The organism is Ammoniphilus soli (assembly GCF_040813775.1).
The window spans coordinates 184,747-201,661 of sequence record NZ_JBEGDL010000007.1; the positions used below are offsets into that span (position 1 = coordinate 184,747).

Genomic DNA, 16,915 nt, shown 5'->3' on the forward strand with positions numbered 1-16,915 from the left:
TAAAAAAAAACTGGAGGTAACCAAAACACGAACATTAAATCATATGAATTACATAAAAGTACGCATATAAGGTTGTTTTTCTTCGGAAATTATGGTTTACTAAAAATGAATTATTCGTGCGTAGGAGGATTTTGAACATGAATATCCTTGTAGGTGTAATCATGGGGAGTACCTCGGATTGGGAAACCATGAAGGATGCTTGTAACGTTTTAGATGATTTAGGGATCCAGTATGAGAAAAAGGTGGTATCGGCTCATCGGACGCCTGATTATATGTTTGAATACGCCTCTACGGCAAGAGAACGAGGGATTGAGGTTATCATTGCCGGGGCAGGAGGAGCGGCTCACCTGCCGGGCATGGTGGCAGCAAAAACGGAGCTGCCGGTTATTGGTGTTCCAGTGAAATCTTCCACATTGAACGGTTTGGATTCCCTTTTATCGATTGTTCAAATGCCAGGTGGGGTTCCGGTGGCTACTGTAGCTATTGGCAAGGCCGGAGCGACGAATGCTGGCTTGTTGGCTGCTCAAATTCTTGGGATTAAGTATCCGGAAATTCAGCAACGATTCGTAGAAAGACGTGAAAAAGTGCGGGAAAGCGTCATGGAGGGAGGGCAGCTTCCATGAAAATGATAAAGCCAGGATCAACGATCGGTGTGTTGGGAGGCGGCCAGCTAGGAAGAATGCTAGCTTTGGCTGGTCGGAATATGGGCTATCGTTTCGTCACTTTAGACCCCACCCCCGATTCTCCTTGCGGACAAGTAGCTGACCGGCAGGTCACTGCTGCGTATTCCGATCTTCGCGCCGCGGAGGAGTTTGCCAAGTTGTGTGATGTGGTGACTTATGAGTTTGAAAATGTGGATGCAGAAGTTGCTGCACAATTAGAGAAAACCTCGTTTGTCCCGCAAGGAAGCGAATTGTTGAAGATTACCCAAAATCGGATTCGAGAAAAATCGACTCTTCACAGTCATGGCGTTCCTGTAGCGCCCTTTGAAGTCATAGCCAGTGAAGAGGAGCTAAGAGAGGCTGTCATCAAACTCGGATTGCCTTGCGTCATGAAAACAGCAACGGGCGGGTACGACGGCAAGGGGCAATGGGTGATCCGGTCCATGGAAGAAGTTCCGCGCGCCTTTGAGGAATTGAACCGGTCTGGTGCAGAGCTCATCGTTGAACAGTTCATTCCTTTTGAAAAAGAATTATCTGTTATCGCTGCTAGGAGCACCAACGGAGAGGTTAAGGCGTTTCCTGTAGCTGAAAATATTCATATCGAAAATATCCTTCACCAAACGATCGTGCCTGCACGCGTCTCTGGGGAGCAGGCGGCGAGGGCAGAGGAAATCGCCTTGCAGATCGCCGAAGCGTTAGGTGTTGTTGGCTTGATTGCGGTGGAAATGTTCCTGACAAAAGAGGGAAAGATCGTGGTCAATGAGTTGGCGCCAAGGCCGCACAATTCCGGACATTTTACTATGGAAGCTTGTGTGACTTCCCAATTTGAACAGCACCTGCGAGCGATTTGCGGATTGCCGCTGGGGGATGTGACCATGCTGTCTCCAGTCGTGATGGTCAATATCCTTGGAGAGCATGTCGAGCCGGTGTTAGAGAAAGTAAGCCAATTGCCTGTTTCCTCCAAGCTTCACTTGTATGGAAAAGCGGAAGCTAAAGTGAAGCGGAAGATGGGTCATTTGAATGTTTTAGCATCAACGGTAGAAGAAGCGATGCAGCAAATCGATAAATTGGAAATTTGGAGAAAGATGGAGGTTACCATATGATTTCAAGATACAGCCGTCCGGAAATGTCGAACATTTGGACCGAGCAAAATAAGTTTCAAGCGTGGTTAGAGGTGGAGATCCTGGCATGTGAAGCTTGGGCAAAGCTTGGCCATATCCCAACTGAAGATGTAGAAACCATGCGGAAAAATGCCGGGTTTGATATCAACCGCATCTATGAAATTGAAGAAGAAACCCGTCACGACGTAGTCGCTTTCACCCGTGCCGTTTCTGAAACACTAGGGGAAGAGAAGAAATGGGTTCACTACGGCTTAACGTCAACCGATGTGGTCGATACCGCTCTTTCCTATCTTCTTCGCCAAGCTAATGAAATCCTAAGAAAAGATCTTGTTAACTTTATTGATATCTTAACGGAAAAAGCAAAAGAACATAAACATACAGTCATGATGGGTCGGACTCACGGCGTACATGCAGAGCCTACTACGTTTGGACTGAAGCTTGCGTTATGGCGAGAGGAAATGAAGCGCAACTTAGAACGTTTTGATCAAGCCGCAAAGCGTGTTGCATTCGGAAAAATATCCGGTGCGGTAGGGACCTATGCCAATATCGATCCATTTGTTGAGAAATATGTTTGCGAGAAGCTAGGACTAGAAGCTGCCCCGATTTCTACGCAAACCTTACAGCGTGATCGCCATGCTGAATATATGGGAACTCTCGCTTTGATTGCCACCTCCATTGAGAAGTTCGCTACCGAAGTGCGCGGCTTGCAAAAAAGTGAAACCAGAGAAGTGGAAGAAGCCTTTGGAAAGGGGCAAAAGGGATCTTCGGCTATGCCTCATAAGCGCAACCCGATCGGAAGCGAAAACATGACAGGGTTGGCTCGCGTGATCCGTGGCTATATGGTTTCTTCTTACGAAAACGTTCCGCTATGGCATGAGCGCGATATCTCCCACTCCTCTGTAGAACGAGTGATTCTGCCAGATGCTACGATTCTATTGAACTATATGCTCAATCGTTTCGGAAATATTGTGAAGAACCTGACCGTGTTCCCGGAAAACATGAAGCGCAACATGGATCGTACTTTTGGACTCATTTACTCTCAGCGTGTGCTGCTTAAATTAATTGATAAAGGTTTAAGCCGTGAAGAAGCGTATGATACCGTCCAGCCGAAAGCGATGCAAGCGTGGGAAGAACAGCGCTCCTTCCGCCAGATTCTGGAGGAAGACAGCAAGGTTACTTCTATGCTGACAAAAGAGGAAATGGATGACTGCTTCAACTATAACTGGCACTTAAAGCATGTCGATACGATCTTTGAACGTTTAGGTCTCTCTTAATTCATTTCACCCAAATGGAGGGGAATCCGGCTATGGAAAAGTTAGAGCAGCTATACGAAGGAAAAGCAAAAAAGGTATATAAGACCACTGAACCTGGCTACTACTGGATTGAATATAAGGATGATGCAACGGCTTTTAATGGAGAGAAAAAAGCGAAGATTTCCGGCAAAGGCGTGTTAAATAATGAAATCAGCTCCATTTTCCTTAGCATGTTGAAGGAAAAAGGAATTGAAAATCATTTTGTGAAAAAAGTTTCTCCTACGGAGCAGATTGTACGCCAGGTTACTATTATCCCGATTGAAGTTGTCGTGCGCAATATTGCCGCGGGTTCCCTGGCTAAACGTTTGGGAATGGAGGAAGGAACGCCACTTCGACACCCGATTGTGGAGTTTTATTATAAGGACGATGCGCTGGGAGATCCGTTTATTAATGATGCCCATGTTTCAGTTCTTGAGCTAGCCACGGAAGAAGAGTCTGCCCAATTAAAGAAGGTAGGGCTCCAAGTCAATGAAATCTTGAATGCTTATATGGCTGAACGTGGAATTATATTGGTGGACTTTAAGCTGGAGTTTGGAAGAACCGAGGATGGACAAGTGATTCTTGCCGATGAAATTTCCCCGGATACGTGCCGTTTCTGGGATGCCAAGACGAAAGAAAAGCTGGATAAAGACCGATTCCGCCGTGATTTGGGAAGTGTAGAAGAGGCTTATGAGGAAATCTTAAGACGCTTAGGAGGAGAAGCTCATGTTTAAAGCTACTGTTTATGTAACGTTAAGGGAAAGTGTACTCGACCCGCAAGGAAATGCCGTGCAAGGATCTCTTCATTCTCTAGGATTCGATGAGGTGGGAGATGTGCGCATCGGAAAATATATGGAGCTGGAAGTGAAGCTAAACGACAGGGCTGCGGCGGAAGAGCGCATCAAGGAAATGTGTGAAAAGCTTTTGGCGAACACCGTGATTGAGGACTATCGTTTCGAGCTGCAGGAGGTTTAAACCATGAATTTTGCGGTGATTGTATTCCCAGGTTCCAACTGTGATATCGATATGTATAAAGCGGTCGAAGACTGCCTAGGCCAACCGGTTGATTATGTTTGGTTTACGGAAACGGATCTTTCCAAGTATGATGCGATCCTCATTCCTGGCGGTTTCTCTTATGGAGATTACTTGCGTCCAGGAGCCATGGCGAGCTTGGCTCCTGCGATGGAAGAAGTGAAAAAGGCAGCGGCGGCCGGCAAGCTGGTGCTTGGCGTCTGCAACGGATTCCAGGTCCTAACGGAAGCCGGCTTGCTTCCAGGAGCGTTGAGACGGAACCAAAGCTTGAAGTTCCGCTGTGAAATGGTGGACTTGAAAGTGGAAAACAACCAGACGCCATTTACCATGGATTATGCCGAAGGGGAATGGATTAAGATCCCGATTGCCCATGGTGATGGAAATTACTACTGTGATGAACAAACGTTAAAGCAGCTTGAAGAAAACAAGCAAATCATTTTCCGCTATGAAGGGCATAACCCGAACGGATCCATCGCGGAAATCGCCGGAATTATGAATGAAACAGGCAATGTTTTAGGCATGATGCCTCACCCTGAGCGCGCTGTGCATGATTGGCTAGGCTCTGAGGACGGAAAGCGCATGTTTACTTCAATTCTTAAGTACTGGAGGGAGAAGAACGGTGCAGCATAAAGAGCCTACCCCTGAACAAATCGCTGAGCAGCAGGTATACCGTGAAATGGGTTTAACTGAAGAGGAATATAACAAGGTCGTTGAGATCCTTGGGCGAAAGCCGAACTATACAGAAACAGGAATCTTCAGCGTCATGTGGTCTGAGCATTGCAGCTATAAGAACTCCAAGCCGGTTCTTCGCCGCTTTCCAGTAAGCGGCCCGCGCGTCCTGCAAGGACCTGGAGAGGGAGCAGGGATTGTCGATATCGGGGATAACCAAGCCGTTGTGTTTAAAATCGAAAGCCACAACCATCCATCAGCCATTGAACCTTATCAAGGAGCGGCTACGGGTGTGGGCGGGATTATCCGTGACGTTTTTTCGATGGGTGCCCGTCCGATTGCCTTGCTTAACTCGCTGCGTTTTGGCGAGTTAGATACGCCGCGTACAAAATATTTATTTGAAAATGTTGTAGCGGGAATCGCTGGCTATGGAAACTGTATTGGAATTCCAACGGTCGGCGGAGAGATTTATTTTGATCCTAGCTACGAAGGAAATCCTCTGGTCAACGCCATGTGTGTGGGCTTGATTAACCATGATCAAATTCAAAAAGGTGTAGCCAAAGGAATCGGCAACCCGGTCATCTACGTGGGAGCTGCCACCGGAAGAGACGGGATCCACGGGGCGACCTTTGCTTCCGAAGAACTGAGTGAAGGATCAGAAGCTAAGCGTCCAGCGGTTCAGGTAGGAGATCCTTTCATGGAAAAGCTACTGCTTGAAGCGACCTTGGAATTGATTGATTCCGGTTTGGTTGTAGGGATCCAAGACATGGGGGCTGCCGGGTTAACCAGCTCCAGTTCGGAAATGGCCAGTAAGGCTGGAAACGGAATCGAACTGGATTTAGACTTGGTTCCACAGCGCGAGCAAGGCATGACAGCTTATGAAATGATGCTTTCCGAGTCTCAAGAGCGGATGCTCGTGGTAGCAAAACAAGGGACAGAGGAAGAAGTATATAAGATTTTCGAAAAATGGGGCCTTCATGCGGTCGTGATCGGTCGCGTGACGGATGACAACCGTCTTCGCATCTTGCATCAAGGAAAAGTGTTCGCCGATATTCCAGTAGATAAGTTGGCTGAGGACGCTCCGGTTTATCACAAGCCATCCCAGGTGCCAGGCTACTATGAAGAATTTGCAACGCTTGATGCTTCGAAGCTAGAAGAAACCAAAGATTATAATGAAACGTTAAAGAAGCTTTTAGCTGCTCCAACCATTGCCAGCAAGGAATGGGTATATAACCAATACGACTATATGGTAAGAACCGATACAGCAGTACACCCAGGTTCGGATGCGGCTGTGGTTGCCATTCGAGGTACACGTAAAGCCTTGGCGATGACCACAGACTGTAATGGCCGTTATGTCTTCCTTGATCCGTACCACGGGGGAGCCATTGCGGTAGCGGAAGCGGCGCGCAACGTCGTTTGCTCCGGTGCTCAGCCGTTGGCGATTACGGATAACCTGAATTTCGGAAGTCCGGAGAAACCAGAAATCTTCTGGCAGATTGAAAAAGCAGCGGATGGAATCAGCGAAGCTTGCCGTCAGCTGGAAACTCCCGTTATCGGCGGGAACGTCAGCTTATACAACGAAACCAACGGAGTAGCGATCTATCCGACGCCAACGATCGGGATGGTCGGATTAATTGAAGATATGGATCATATTACGACCCAGTCCTTCAAGGATGAAGGGGATGTAATCCTGCTCCTTGGTGAAACCAAGGCAGAGATTGGCGGTTCTGAGTATCAAAAGCTATTGCTTGGCCGAATTGAAGGTCGTCCTCCGCAAATTGACCTGGATGTAGAAAAGCGAGTTCAATCTGTGACCTTGCAAGCCATCCGCAAAGGTTGGGTCAAATCCGCGCACGATCTTGCGGAAGGCGGATTAGCGGTAGCTGTGGCCGAAAGCTGCATTTCTGGAGAGGTTGGGGCTGAAATCAATCTTTCTACTGATCTTCGTCCGGATTTAGCTCTGTTCAGTGAGTCCCAATCTCGTATTCTTTTGACTGCTACTTTGGAAAGTGCAGAAGAAATCATGAATCTAGCGAAGGCTCAGGGTGTTCCTGTGGCCCAGTTAGGAAAAGTAACAGGTGACCAATTAACCATTCGCGTAAATGGGCAGGAAACGATTAACCAATCCTTGTCCGACGCAAAAGCAGCCTGGAAGGATGCGATTCCATGTTTGATGACGTAATTTGGGATAAATTAAATGAAGAGTGTGGAGTGTTTGGGGTGTTCGGGCATCCCGACGCTCCCCAGTTGACCTACTATGGCATACATGCCCTGCAGCACCGGGGACAGGAATCGGCTGGAATCTGTGCCTCCAACGGAGAGAAGTTTAATTATCATCGGGGGATGGGACTAGTTACGGAAGCCTTCGGCAACAAGGAACTAGATAAGATCAAAGGACATATGGCAATTGGCCATGTCCGCTACACGACTGCCGGCGATAGCCGAATCGAGAATGCCCAGCCATTAATTTTCAAATATAGCCAAGGAAACTTGGCTCTGGCCCATAACGGGAATCTAGTTAATGCTAAGCAAGTGAAACACCAGTTGGAGCGTCAAGGATCAATATTCCAGACGACAAGTGATACGGAAGTTATCGCCCACTTAATCGCACGTTCCGGTTATGATCGGATCGAAGATGCGGTTCGGGAATCCCTCCGCATGATCAAGGGGGCTTATGCTCTGCTTATTATGACCGAAAATAAACTGATCGTCGCGTTGGATCCGAATGGTTTGCGCCCTTTGTCTTTGGGAAGAATCGGGGATGGGTACGTGGTTTCCTCTGAGACTTGTGCGTTTGATGTGATCGGAGCCGAGTATTGGCGCGAGGTGGAGCCGGGTGAAATGATTATTATCGATGAAGAAGGAACCCGCTCCGAAAGAATATCCGGGAATACCCAACGGTCCATCTGTTCGTTTGAGTATATTTATTTTGCCAGACCCGATAGTGACATTGATGGCATCAATGTTCACCAAGCACGGAAGCAACTTGGAAGAAAGCTGGCCCAAGAAGCCTTTGTAGAAGCGGACGTCATAACAGGTGTGCCCGATTCAAGCATCTCTGCGGCGATTGGCTATGCCGAAGCAACAGGCATTCCGTATGAGCTGGGATTAATTAAAAACCGCTATGTAGGGCGTACGTTCATCCAGCCAAGCCAGGAACTTCGAGCCCAAGGGGTCAGAATGAAGCTTAGTGCCGTTCGTAAGGTCGTTGAAGGCAAACGAGTGGTAATGATCGATGATTCGATTGTTCGAGGCACAACAAGCGGCAGAATCGTCCGTATGCTGAGAGAGGCTGGAGCTACGGAGGTTCACGTTCGCATTAGTTCACCGCCTGTCATGAACCCTTGCTTCTATGGGATAGACACCTCTACCAGAGAAGAGCTGATTGCTGCCAAGAAAAGCATTGAGCAAATGCGCGAGTATATTGGAGCAGATAGCCTGGCTTTCCTTTCCGTAGCAGGCTTAATGGAAGGAGTCGGCAGAGACTCAAGCGATACGAATCGGGGCCATTGCTTGGCTTGCTTTACAGGCCAATATCCTACCGAAATTTATGAAGATGAGGAAGCGGATACCCACTGTGCAAGTGTGAGCAAGTCTAGCTAAGGAGGACAACAGATATGAGTGATGCTTATCGCAGCGCTGGTGTAGATATAGATGCAGGAAATGAAGCGGTAGAACGGATGAAAAAGCACGTTAAGAAAACCTTCCGGCCAGAAGTTCTAACCGGCTTAGGCGGCTTCGGTGCCTTATTTCAGCCCGATATGAAAAAGTATGAAGAACCGGTTCTGGTTTCCGGAACAGACGGAGTAGGGACGAAGCTGAAAATTGCTTTTGCTATGGATCAGCACGACACCATCGGTATCGATGCGGTAGCCATGTGTGTAAATGATGTAGTGGTTCAAGGAGCTGAGCCTTTATTCTTCTTGGATTATCTCGCATGCGGGAAAGTGCTCCCTGAGAAAATCGAGGCGATCGTAAAAGGGATTGCCGATGGCTGCGAACAGGCAGGGTGCGCCTTAATTGGCGGAGAAACCGCAGAGATGCCTGGCATGTACGCTGATGGAGAGTATGATATTGCCGGATTTACTGTCGGAATCGTTGACCGCAAAAAGCTTATCGACGGTTCAACCATTGCACCTGGTGACGTCGTCATCGGTCTGCCGTCCAGCGGTGTTCATAGCAACGGCTTTTCTTTAGTCCGCAAGGTGCTTCTCGAGGATGCCGGCTTGACTCTTCAGTCCGAAGTGGAATCATTAGGCGGAAAGCTCGGTGAAGCTCTGCTTACGCCAACCCGCATTTATGTGAAGCCTCTTCTGGAGCTTTTGAAAGACTATCAAGTCAAGGGCATGGTTCATGTTACCGGCGGCGGGTTCTATGACAATATTCCAAGAGTACTTCCTGAGGGAGTCCAAGTAGAGGTGGAACTCGGTTCTTGGCCTGTTCTCCCTATTTTCGACTTGATCCAGGAAAAAGGAAACATCTCGGAATATGATATGTACCGTACGTTTAATATGGGGATTGGGATGATCCTTGTGGTTTCGGAGCAGGACAGCGCTGCTGTGCTGGATAAGCTTTCTGCGCTTGGCGAACAGGCGTACCGCATCGGTTCGGTAGCCCAAGGGCAAGATGGGGTCCGCTTGATCGGGGGAACTCAAGGATGAGAATTGCCGTCTTTGCATCAGGATCCGGATCTAACTTTGCAGCCATCGTGGAGGCTGTAAAAGAAGGGCGGCTAAAAAATATAGAAGTTGCGCTGTTGGTTTGTGATCGTCCGGGTGCGCTTGCGATAAAGAGGGCTGAACAGGAATCCATTCCTGTTTTTTCTTTTCAGCCTAAAGAATTTGCCGATAAGACAGCGTATGAGCAATCCATCCTAGAAAAGCTGAAGGAAATGCAAGTCGAGCTTGTTGTTCTCGCCGGATATATGAGATTAATCGGTTCAACCCTCTTAACGGCTTATTCCGGCCGCATGATCAACCTGCATCCTTCCCTTCTGCCCGCATTCACAGGTAAAGATGCGATCGGACAAGCTTTGGAATACGGAGTGAAAATGACGGGGATCACGGTTCACTTTGTGGACGCGGGAATGGATACGGGCCCGATTATTGCCCAAAAGGCGGTAAACATAGAGAAGGGTGAAACGAAGGATACCCTATCGCTAAAAATACAGAAGCAGGAGCATCAGCTTTTGCCTGAAGTGATTGGCTGGATTTCGGAAGGCAGAGTGGAATTAAACGGAAGAAAGGTGGAAATACGATGACAAGAGCGTTAATCAGTGTATCGGATAAAACAGGTGTGGTGGAATTTGCGAAGGAGCTGGAGAAACTCGGGGTAGAGATTATTTCCACTGGGGGAACCTCCAAGCTGCTCAAGGAGCAGGGAGTAAAAGTAACAGGCATCTCCGAAGTCACCGGGTTCCCGGAAATTCTCGATGGACGCGTCAAAACGCTTCATCCCAATATCCACAGTGGTTTATTAGCGATACGTGATAAGGAAGAGCACCAAAAGCAATTAAAAGAGTTGAATATCCAGCCGATTGACCTAGTGGTCGTGAACCTTTATCCGTTTAAAGAAACCATTAGCAAAACGGACGTGACCTATGAAGACGCTATTGAAAACATTGATATCGGCGGACCGACCATGCTCCGTTCGGCTGCGAAAAATCACGCATTTGTAACAGTTGTGGTGGATGCAAAAGATTACGCAACCGTCATTGAAGAGATGAAGGCAGGAGATGTGAGCCTAGAGACTCGCCGCCGTTTGGCAGCTAAGGTGTTCCGTCATACCGCAGCTTATGATTCGCTGATTTCCAATTATTTAACCGAGCAGGTTGGCGAAGAATGGCCTGATCAATATACGGTAACGTTTGAAAAGGTTCAAGATCTTCGTTACGGGGAAAATCCTCATCAAAAGGCAGGCTTCTACAAGCTGCCATTAGCAGGAGTGGGCACCCTAAGCACGGCGGAGCAATTAAATGGAAAAGAATTGTCCTACAATAATATTAATGATGCGGATGCCGCATTGCAGCTTGTCAAGGAGTTTACCGAGCCAGCTATCGTAGCTGTCAAGCATACGAATCCTTGCGGAGTGGGTACCGGAAAAACCATTTTGGAAGCTTACCAAAAGGCTTACGAATCGGATCCTGTTTCTATCTTCGGAGGAATCATTGCTGCGAATCGAGTGATTGATAAAGAAACTGCTCTGTTAATGAAAGAGTTGTTCCTTGAAATTATCATGGCACCTGGTTTTGACGATGACGCTTTAGAAGTGTTGAAAGAAAAGAAAAACCTCAGACTGCTAAAGCTTAGCGAAGTAAAGGCGGATCAAAAACCGGTTCTTCGTTTGTCCTCCGTACAAGGCGGCTTGTTGGTTCAGGAAGAAGATATCAAACAAGTGACTGAGGCGGATCTTCAAGTGGTAACAGACAGAAAGCCGACAGCCGAAGAGATGGAGCAATTGCTATTTGGCTGGAAAGTGGTTAAGCATGTGAAATCCAATGCGATTGTGTTGGCTAAAGATTTCCAAACCGTGGGTGTAGGCGCAGGACAGATGAATCGCGTAGGCTCTGCTCGCATTGCGATTGCCCAAGCTGGGGAAAAGGCAAAAGGATCAGTACTCGCTTCGGATGCGTTTTTCCCAATGCCAGATACGATAGAAGAAGCTGCAAAAGCGGGGATTACGGCGATTATCCAGCCAGGAGGATCAATCCGCGATAAGGACTCCATTGAAGAAGCCAATAAGCACGGCATTGCTATGGTATTAACTGGGGTTCGCCATTTCAAACACTAATCAGGAGGAGGATCTCCAATGAAAATATTGATCGTGGGCGGCGGCGGCCGCGAGCATGCCATCGTTTGGAAGCTATCACAAAGTCCTAAAGTGGATAAGATTTATTGCGCTCCAGGAAACGCAGGCATCGCGGAGCTAGCGGAATGCGTTCCGATTGGTGCGATGGAAATAGAAAAGCTGGCTGCTTTCGCTGAAGAAGCGAAGGTGGACCTTACCTTTGTTGGGCCTGAAGATCCTTTATTGGCAGGAATCGTAGATCTTTTCGAGGAAAAAGGACTAGCTGTATTCGGGCCTAAAAAAGAGGCTGCTCTGATTGAAGGAAGCAAAACGTTTGCTAAGGACTTGATGAAGAAATACGAAATCCCAACGGCCAAATATGAGTCGTTTGATACTTACGAGGCGGCTCTTGCTTACGTTCGCAAGGAAGGTGCTCCGATTGTGGTAAAGGCAGACGGCCTAGCTGCGGGGAAAGGCGTGACGGTAGCCTCTACGCTGGAAGAGGCGGAAGAAGCCCTTCGCCACATTATGAAGGATGAGGTATTTGGATCAGCGGGTGCCAAAGTGGTGATTGAGGAGTTCCTGCAAGGCGAGGAAATGACGCTGTTGTCCTTTGTAGATGGGACCACGGTAAAACCGATGGTTCCTTCCCAGGACCATAAGCCTGTATTTGATGAAGATAAAGGCCCGAATACTGGAGGGATGGGTACCTATTCTCCTGTTCCGCATATGCCGCAAAGCTTAATTGAAGAAGTCGTGCAAAATATTGTCGTTCCTACCGCTCAAGCCATGGTAAAAGAAGGCTGCCCGTTCCGCGGGATTCTTTATACCGGGTTGATTATGACCCAGGATGGCCCGAAGGTGATCGAGTATAATGCACGTTTTGGAGATCCTGAAACCCAGGTCGTTCTTCCTCGCTTACAAACAGATTTATTAGATATTCTGATTGCAGGCGTATCAGGCGAACTGGAAAATCTAGATGTGCAGTGGAAGGATGAAGCTGCCGTTTGTGTCATTATGGCTTCCGGAGGTTATCCGGGACCTTATGAAAAAGGCTTGGAGATTAGCGGGTTAAATCAAGTGGGAGAACAAGCGATGGTCTTTCATGCGGGTACCGAGCTGAAGGAAGGAAAAGTGGTTACCAATGGAGGCAGAGTATTAGGTGTTACCTCCATTGGAAACTCAGTTCAAGAGGCAAGGGACAAAGCCTATCAAGCGGTAGAAAAGATTCGATTTGAAGGGGCGCATTATCGCAAGGACATTGCCCAAAAAGCGCTGCGTTAATAGCGAGTCTTCGATTTTTTATTAATTCTTGCCAGCAGCCAGACAACGACTGCAACAGAACCTACAACAGCTGCGATAACAAAAAAATTATCTCCAGCTAGTTCAAGAACTCGAGCACTATTCATGAATAGCCCCCCTTTCCTGCTGTGTTTGCGGAGCAGTGAGAGGGGGTTCTATTTTTCTTCGGGCATAGTAGTTGGTGGATGGCGGCATTTTTCTTTCCTGGCCTAGGCCATCCCTTGTGCTCCAACCCCAATAAGCTAACATAGGGCAGAACCGTGTTATACCTTCCGCGATCTTTTGCGATCCCAGTAGGGTAACCAAAAAAGGCATGAACCCTCGAGATTTTCGTGACATGCGGGAAATCCCCCATCCAAGAGCAAAGAAACCTAGGGAAAGCCGAATCATTGCATCAATGGTGCCTACGTTTTTTTTCATTTTATATAATCCTCCAATAACCGTTTTGCGCTTAGTTTTTGCTATCTGGGCAAAAGAATACTTGGCAGCTGGTTTTGCTGCTGATGGAAAATTTTAAAGTATGCTACAATAAAGAAAAAAGAAAGGGGTCTGGCTATGGCAAAGCCCATTCGCCCACTTGATCAAGCGAAAGTGAGAGGGCTTATCGAGGTATCTCAGGGGAAAAGGCCGGCAACGGCTTGGATAAGAAATGGAAGGGTTCTTAATGTATATACAGGAGAATTGGAGCAAGCCGGCGTGGTTCTGTTCGAAGATCGAGTGGCCTACGTAGGAGGTAAAGCGCCGCTTGTTGATTCCGCAACTGCCGAGATCGATGCCTCAGGCCTCATCCTTGTTCCGGGCTATATTGAACCTCATGCTCATCCCTTTCAAATCAGCAATGTTCAAACCTTCAGTGAATTTTCACTATGTATGGGGACAACGACTCAGGTGAACGATAATCTCGTTTATTTCCTAAACTTGGGGCAAAAGGAATTTAGCTATCTTCTAGATTACAGCTGCTCGCTGCCTATCAAGAATTTCTGGTGGGCTAGGCTCGATCCGCAGAGCACGCAGCCGGACATGATGGCTAAATTTACGACTGAGCGATTGATCGAACTGCTTCAACACGATCGGGTACTGCAAGCAGGTGAATTAACCTCTTGGCCAGAACTGCTCGCTGGAGATGAAGGGATGATACGGGGGATTTCTGAAGCTCGGAATGCCGGCAAAAAAATTGAAGGGCATAATCCGGGGGCATCCTCGAATACACTTAATGCGATGGCGGCATTAGGGGTGACCGCCTGCCATGAGGCGATCAATGCGGAAGAGGTAATGAGGCGGCTGCGGCTAGGAATGTATGCTACCCTGCGTCATTCTTCGATTCGTCCAGATATTCCAGACTTGGTTTCAGGACTAGCTGCAATGGGCTTTGATTTTAACTCCACAGCTGCGGCCAGGCTGATGATGACCACGGATGGCTCCATGCCTCCCCTTCATCGGAACGGATGTGTGGACTACCTGATCCAGCTGGCGATGGAAAATGGGGTCCCGGCTGAAGCCGCTTATCGCATGGCGACGTTAAACCCAGCCGTTTACTATGGGTTGGACCAAGAAATCGGCGGTATTGCTCCAGGCCGCTTGGCAGATCTTGTATTTTTGGAGGACTTAAGCAAACCGAGGCCTCTGAAGGTGATGGCAGATGGAAGAATGGTTGCGGAAAACGGAAAGCTCTTAGAAAAATGGCCAGAAGTGGATTGGGAGCAGCTTCAACTGCTTCCGATGGACAAGGCATGGCGGTTAAAAAGGGAATGGCTTGACTTGGAGTGGAGTGCTCCCACCGTCCCTGTCCTCGAGATGTTGAATGCAGTCATTATCAGAAATGCAGAAGAAGCATTGGATCTGAGAGATGGCTTGATCGATATTGAGGGAAAGGCAGGATACTGTTATGTAAGCCTCATTGATCAAAACGGGGGATGGATTACGAACGGAATAATCAAAGGCTTTGCCCAACACCTTGAGGCATTGGCTACGACCAATACGGCATCCCAGGATATTCTCGTCATTGGCCAATGCAAAGAAAGCATGGCACAAGCCGTCAATGATCTGCTCAACCGGGGTGGGGGAGTCGTTTTGAAAGATAATAAAGAGGATCTATTCCGGTTGGATTTGTCGCTAGGAGGAAAAATGAGCCGATTGGGAATGGAAGAGCTGATCAGAGAAACCGAGTGCCTGGTGGAATTATTAAAAGTGAGGGGTCATAAGCATATTGATCCGTTTTACACATTATTCTTTTTATCCGCTACCCATTTGCCTGATCTCCGCTTAACGGCACAAGGAATCTTTTCACTTAAGGAGAAACGACTGCTTTATTCATCTAAAGTTACCTTACAATGAGGGTTCTCTTTTTTTGAAGAATTTTGAAAAAGAGAAGGATTCTACCTTTTTTTGTCGAAAACAAAAGGACAGATATGGAGAAGAGAGGCGATTTGACATGAAGAAGGGCTTGTTCCTTAGTTTTTCCCTTGCTCTTTCCCTGGTTCTTACAGCTTGTGGGGATGACGACACGGCTTCGAAGACGGAACCGACCCCTCCTCAGGTTGAACAGCCTGTTGAACAAGAACCAAAAGAAACAGCTGAACCAGAGCAACAGAAGGAATCTTTTAAGTATACCGCACCCCTTACAGGAATCGGAACGAATGAGGAACTTCCCAAACGGGTGGTTATGGTCATGTTGAATAATGCTCCACAGGCTCGCCCGCAATCCGGATTAGATAAAGCCGATATCGTTTATGAGATTTTAGCCGAAGGAGCCATTACTCGTTTTGTAGGGATTTATCATAGCGATAAGCCTAAGGTCATTGGTCCTGTACGCAGCATACGGCCTTATTATATAGACATTGGAAGCGGGTTTGACGCGATCATGGTCCATGCGGGAGGCAGTCCAGCCGCCCTGCAGACGCTAAAAGGCAATGGGATGGCCCATCTAGATGAAATTTTTAACGGCGGAGGCTTTTTTTGGAGAGAGAGTTTCCGAAAAGCACCGCATAACCTGTATACGGATTTAGATAAGATTTGGAAGGGTTCTGAACAGTTAGGCTTTCGTATGGAAGCAGAGGTTCCTCAGCTCGCTTTCAAGGATCCAGAGGAAGAAGCTGCAGGAACTGATGCGAAAAAGGTAGAAATCGCATATACGAGCCAATACAAGATTGGTTACGAGTATGATAGTGAAAATAAGCGCTACAAGCGAACCACAGCGGGGAAGATCCACAAGGATTTAACGACAGACGAGCAGTTGACTGCGGTAAACGTGATGATTCTTGCCGCTCCTCATAAGATCTTAGACAAAGAAGGAAGGCGAGACGTTGACGTATTCGGTCCAGGACAAGGATTTTTGCTGCAGCACGGAAAAGCCCAGGAAATCACATGGGAACGAAAGGGCGGACTCATCCGAGCCTACATTGATGGCAAGGAAGCCTTGATGTACCCCGGGAATACATGGGTGAATATCATTCCTAGCGTGCCAGCGCTTAGCGAAAGTGTAAAGATGGAATAAACCGAGCGGACTTGTGCTCGGTTTTTTTGGTTTCATTGTGATTCTTGTAAAATTGGAGATGATTCTAGCAAATGTATTGATTTTTCTAGTTGATATGTGGTTTATTCTAGTAAACTACGAGTTTTTTCTAGTGAAAGCGATTACTTATTGCAAAAAAGTACAGCATGAAATAATATAAGGTTAATAGGTCTTTATTTCGTAAAAATTTTAAAGTAGCACATCACTGCAGAATCCCATAGCTTGAGAGGTGAATATACGATGCAGTTGGATAAACTTAAGGGCAAAGAGCTCGACCAATTATTTAAAGCTATCCTTTCGCTGAAGAATATGGATGAATGTTATACTTTCTTTGATGATTTATGCACGGTCAATGAGATGAAATCCATGGCTCAGAGGCTTGAGGTGGCCCGCATGCTTCGCGAAGGATTTACGTACAACCAAATCGAGGATGAAACTGGTGCCAGTACGGCTACGATTTCCAGGGTGAAGCGCTGCTTAAATTATGGAAATGATGGCTACCAATTGGCCTTAGACAGGGTTCAACCCACTGAAAAATAA

Annotated in this window: 17 protein-coding genes; 15 read left to right on the forward strand and 2 right to left on the reverse strand. The window is 47.4% G+C overall.

From position 1 onward, the window contains the following. Positions 1–137 precede the first annotated feature (137 nt). From purE to purD, 12 genes are read left to right on the forward strand one after another with little or no spacing between them, the layout of a single operon-like run. The gene (purE, locus tag ABLT31_RS16120; protein ID WP_367753364.1) at positions 138–623 is read left to right on the forward strand and encodes a 5-(carboxyamino)imidazole ribonucleotide mutase; all 486 of its coding nucleotides are present in this window, start codon (positions 138–140) and stop codon (positions 621–623) included. Then, positions 620–1,765 (forward strand): 5-(carboxyamino)imidazole ribonucleotide synthase, encoded by a 1,146-nt coding sequence (gene purK / locus ABLT31_RS16125; protein WP_367753366.1) that lies wholly within the window; start codon positions 620–622, stop codon positions 1,763–1,765. The genes purE and purK overlap by 4 nt, the downstream gene beginning before the upstream one ends. After that, the gene (purB, locus tag ABLT31_RS16130; RefSeq protein WP_367753368.1) at positions 1,762–3,057 is read left to right on the forward strand and encodes an adenylosuccinate lyase; all 1,296 of its coding nucleotides are present in this window, start codon (positions 1,762–1,764) and stop codon (positions 3,055–3,057) included. The genes purK and purB overlap by 4 nt, the downstream gene beginning before the upstream one ends. Positions 3,058–3,089: 32 nt before the next feature. Then, complete coding sequence (gene purC, locus ABLT31_RS16135) at positions 3,090–3,809, forward strand: phosphoribosylaminoimidazolesuccinocarboxamide synthase (RefSeq protein ID WP_367753370.1); 720 nt, start codon at positions 3,090–3,092, stop codon at positions 3,807–3,809. Further along, entirely contained in the window at positions 3,802–4,050 is a 249-nt protein-coding gene (purS, locus tag ABLT31_RS16140; RefSeq protein ID WP_367753372.1) for a phosphoribosylformylglycinamidine synthase subunit PurS, read from the forward strand. Before purC ends, purS begins: the two co-directional genes overlap by 8 nt. Positions 4,051–4,053: 3 nt before the next feature. Further along, complete coding sequence (gene purQ / locus ABLT31_RS16145; protein WP_367753374.1) at positions 4,054–4,737, forward strand: phosphoribosylformylglycinamidine synthase subunit PurQ; 684 nt, start codon at positions 4,054–4,056, stop codon at positions 4,735–4,737. Next, entirely contained in the window at positions 4,727–6,958 is a 2,232-nt protein-coding gene (gene purL, locus ABLT31_RS16150; RefSeq protein ID WP_367753376.1) for a phosphoribosylformylglycinamidine synthase subunit PurL, read from the forward strand. The genes purQ and purL overlap by 11 nt, the downstream gene beginning before the upstream one ends. After that, positions 6,943–8,379, forward strand: coding sequence for an amidophosphoribosyltransferase (purF, locus tag ABLT31_RS16155; protein WP_367753378.1), 1,437 nt, complete (start codon positions 6,943–6,945; stop codon positions 8,377–8,379). Before purL ends, purF begins: the two co-directional genes overlap by 16 nt. 14 nt (positions 8,380–8,393) lie before the next feature. After that, positions 8,394–9,437: a phosphoribosylformylglycinamidine cyclo-ligase gene (gene purM, locus ABLT31_RS16160; protein ID WP_367753380.1), complete on the forward strand. Its 1,044-nt coding sequence runs from the start codon at positions 8,394–8,396 to the stop codon at positions 9,435–9,437. Further along, a complete protein-coding gene (gene purN / locus ABLT31_RS16165; RefSeq protein WP_367753382.1) occupies positions 9,434–10,036 on the forward strand; it encodes a phosphoribosylglycinamide formyltransferase in 603 nt (200 codons plus the stop codon). Before purM ends, purN begins: the two co-directional genes overlap by 4 nt. Further along, the gene (gene purH / locus ABLT31_RS16170; protein WP_367753384.1) at positions 10,033–11,565 is read left to right on the forward strand and encodes a bifunctional phosphoribosylaminoimidazolecarboxamide formyltransferase/IMP cyclohydrolase; all 1,533 of its coding nucleotides are present in this window, start codon (positions 10,033–10,035) and stop codon (positions 11,563–11,565) included. Before purN ends, purH begins: the two co-directional genes overlap by 4 nt. Before the next feature lie 18 nt (positions 11,566–11,583). After that, a complete protein-coding gene (gene purD / locus ABLT31_RS16175; RefSeq protein WP_367753386.1) occupies positions 11,584–12,846 on the forward strand; it encodes a phosphoribosylamine--glycine ligase in 1,263 nt (420 codons plus the stop codon). On the opposite strand, the gene ABLT31_RS16180 is transcribed toward purD, so the two are convergent. Both ABLT31_RS16180 and ABLT31_RS16185 read right to left on the reverse strand, forming a co-directional pair. Then, positions 12,843–12,971 (reverse strand): EYxxD motif small membrane protein, encoded by a 129-nt coding sequence (locus ABLT31_RS16180; RefSeq protein ID WP_367753388.1) that lies wholly within the window; start codon positions 12,969–12,971, stop codon positions 12,843–12,845. The two genes, purD and ABLT31_RS16180, sit on opposite strands and share 4 nt — an antisense overlap. Beyond that, the gene (locus ABLT31_RS16185; protein WP_367753390.1) at positions 12,964–13,284 is read right to left on the reverse strand and encodes a YgaP family membrane protein; all 321 of its coding nucleotides are present in this window, start codon (positions 13,282–13,284) and stop codon (positions 12,964–12,966) included. The genes ABLT31_RS16180 and ABLT31_RS16185 overlap by 8 nt, the downstream gene beginning before the upstream one ends. A 135-nt stretch (positions 13,285–13,419) precedes the next feature. On the opposite strand from ABLT31_RS16185, the gene ABLT31_RS16190 reads away from it, so the two are divergent. The 3 genes from ABLT31_RS16190 to ABLT31_RS16200 all read left to right on the forward strand — a co-directional run bounded on the left by ABLT31_RS16190 (position 13,420) and on the right by ABLT31_RS16200 (position 16,915). Beyond that, a complete protein-coding gene (locus ABLT31_RS16190; RefSeq protein ID WP_367753392.1) occupies positions 13,420–15,198 on the forward strand; it encodes an adenine deaminase C-terminal domain-containing protein in 1,779 nt (592 codons plus the stop codon). A gap of 97 nt (positions 15,199–15,295) precedes the next feature. Next, positions 15,296–16,357, forward strand: a complete 1,062-nt coding sequence (locus ABLT31_RS16195; RefSeq protein ID WP_367753394.1) for a DUF3048 domain-containing protein — start codon at positions 15,296–15,298, stop codon at positions 16,355–16,357. 258 nt (positions 16,358–16,615) lie between these two features. Next, positions 16,616–16,915, forward strand: a complete 300-nt coding sequence (locus ABLT31_RS16200) for a YerC/YecD family TrpR-related protein (protein ID WP_367753396.1) — start codon at positions 16,616–16,618, stop codon at positions 16,913–16,915.